The 2,304-nt window shown below is 43.5% G+C and carries 2 protein-coding genes; both read left to right on the forward strand.

Annotation, left to right across the window (positions count from 1 at the left end):
* The first annotated feature begins 248 nt into the window (after positions 1-248).
* Positions 249-803, forward strand: a complete 555-nt coding sequence (locus AC4E7D_RS14075) for an HD domain-containing protein (protein ID WP_490174409.1) — start codon at positions 249-251, stop codon at positions 801-803.
* Between the two features lie 455 nt (positions 804-1,258).
* Positions 1,259-2,304, forward strand: a 1,046-nt coding sequence (locus tag AC4E7D_RS14080) for a hypothetical protein (RefSeq protein ID WP_490174410.1), incomplete at its 3' end; no start/stop codon positions are given.

Genomic DNA, 2,304 nt, shown 5'->3' on the forward strand with positions numbered 1-2,304 from the left:
CGGAAGTTGTCTAAAAATTAAAAGTGATCAAACAGTTAAGCCTGAAAATCAGTAAAATTGTTAATCCGCAGAATTTTAACGGATTAGTAGCCGATATTTTGGATTGTATTGGTTTTATTCCCAACCTGCAGAGACAATAAATTAAGCCCTAACGATGTTTTAGTTAGTATGAGTTCCCTGACGTTAGTTTTATGGAGTTAAAAAACAAAGAAGCATATCCAAAAATTTGCATCGAAATACTGGAGGATTTGAAAGAGAACCTCCCGGCTCATCTCACCTACCACAGCATTGCACATACTATTGATGTAGCCAATGTGTGCGACTATTATATTGAGCAATATAAGATCGAGAAACCCATCGGGGACCTTATCAGAATTGCCGCTGTTGGCCATGATTACGGATATTTGTTCGCTCCTGAGAATCACGAAGAAAGGAGCATTGCTGAGCTAACGCCTAAGTTGGAAGGTGATTTTTCCAAGAAGGAAATCGATCTTATTGCAGGGATGATCCGTGCCACAAAAATCCCGCAGAATCCAAAAAATTTCTACGAACAGATCTTGGCCGACGCCGACCTCGATTATCTTGGAAGAAAGGATTACGACAAATGGAGCGCACGCCTATTTAAGGAATTCATGCATTTTAAGGTGGTTAAAGACAAATCAGAATGGTTGGATATTCAAATAAGGTTTCTCACTAACCATCACTTTCATACAGACCTGGCGATAGAGAAACGCGCCGATCGCAAGAAAGAGAAACTAATCGAACTACAACAGCTTAAAAAACTTTCCGATTCCTCCGTTTAGGGGGCACTACTACAGCAGCTTTCGATTACAATCACATTCGCGCTGAACATTAGGGGATAAAGCCCTGAACAAGGCGGGCTCACCAATTGGTTAAGATCACTAAATAGTATCGCACCCATCAGGGCAATTAACTTGGACCTGCTCCTTCAGCCTTCCAATTTTTATAATCATTCATCTGAACACCGGTCTTCTAAGATCCAGCTATATGTGATATTCTGTTGAATTTAGGCTGCGATCTTCTATGTTATATTCAGATTTTCAATTTGTTACGGATTATTTCTTATCTTGTATACACCATTTCCCCAAAAATTCCCCCGCTTACGACATGAATTGGCCTGAACCAACCAGGGTAGTGTTTGGCATTATCCACAACAACAACCAATATGAAAAAGCCAGGGCTTATTAAGCGGTCGGTTAAAGTAGTTTGTACCCCATTAATCCGAAATTTAATTTTGTTGCCCCTGATCCTGTTAGGGGTTCAAGGCCAGGTGCTCGCCCAGGATTATACCACCACCGGAAACTCCACAAATTGGAATGATCCCGCTGCATGGGAGTGCTCAGGCGGCGGATGCAAAAGCAATCCCTTTCCGGACAACAATGTTTCCAACTCAACAATTACGATCAACCACGATATAAATTACACGGGTAATCCCCCCATCAACCTTGGGAACAGGGCCATTCTGGAAGTCAATGGGGCCACCTTCACAAATCTCAGTAACCTGAACATCAATGCCTCATCGGCAATTTTCCGGACGTCCAATGCATTAGTAAGCATAGGTCCAGGGGTCATGAATGTCGATGGCCCGGTGCAACTCACCAATTCTGTAGTTGCAAAAGATGGGAATGTGGTAAACAACCTTGAAATTACCGTAAATGATGCCTGTTTTACCCTGGATTCAGGGAACTTTAATAACTATGGGACCTTCTCCGGAAATGGCGGGGTTAAGGTACTAAGCGGAAATATAAATAATTATGGCACCTGGAGTAATGATATATTGTATTACTACTCCAACAACGGTAATGGTTTGCCGGGCACCTTAAGTACTGTAGAAGAAGTAGATGCCACCTGTGCCTGTGCCCTGAGCAATGTGGGAAATACGGCCCCTGTCCTTAATACAGAAGCGCCTACCGCCTTTTGTGAAGGGGAACCTTTACCTGTACTGGACGCCAGCTATATTACTTCTGCCATTCCAACAGGGACCACCTTAACCTGGAGCAGTAACCCGGATCCCCTGGTAATAGAAGATCACCTTACCGGACCTGTCCCAGGTGCCGGCACTTTTTATGGTTTCTTTTATGATGCTGCGAACAATTGTGCCAGTCCTGTTGTTACCGTAAATATTTCAATTAATCCATTGCCAATAGTAACGGTGGAAAACGAGGCTGGTTGCATTGGGGAGGATGTTACCTTCTCTGCTACTGTTACGAACAGCGATCCCGGCACAACCTATAGCTATCAATGGTATGCTGGGTCGGTGCTGCTTGGGGAAACTTCCAGTAC

The organism is Lentiprolixibacter sp., from assembly GCF_982873095.1.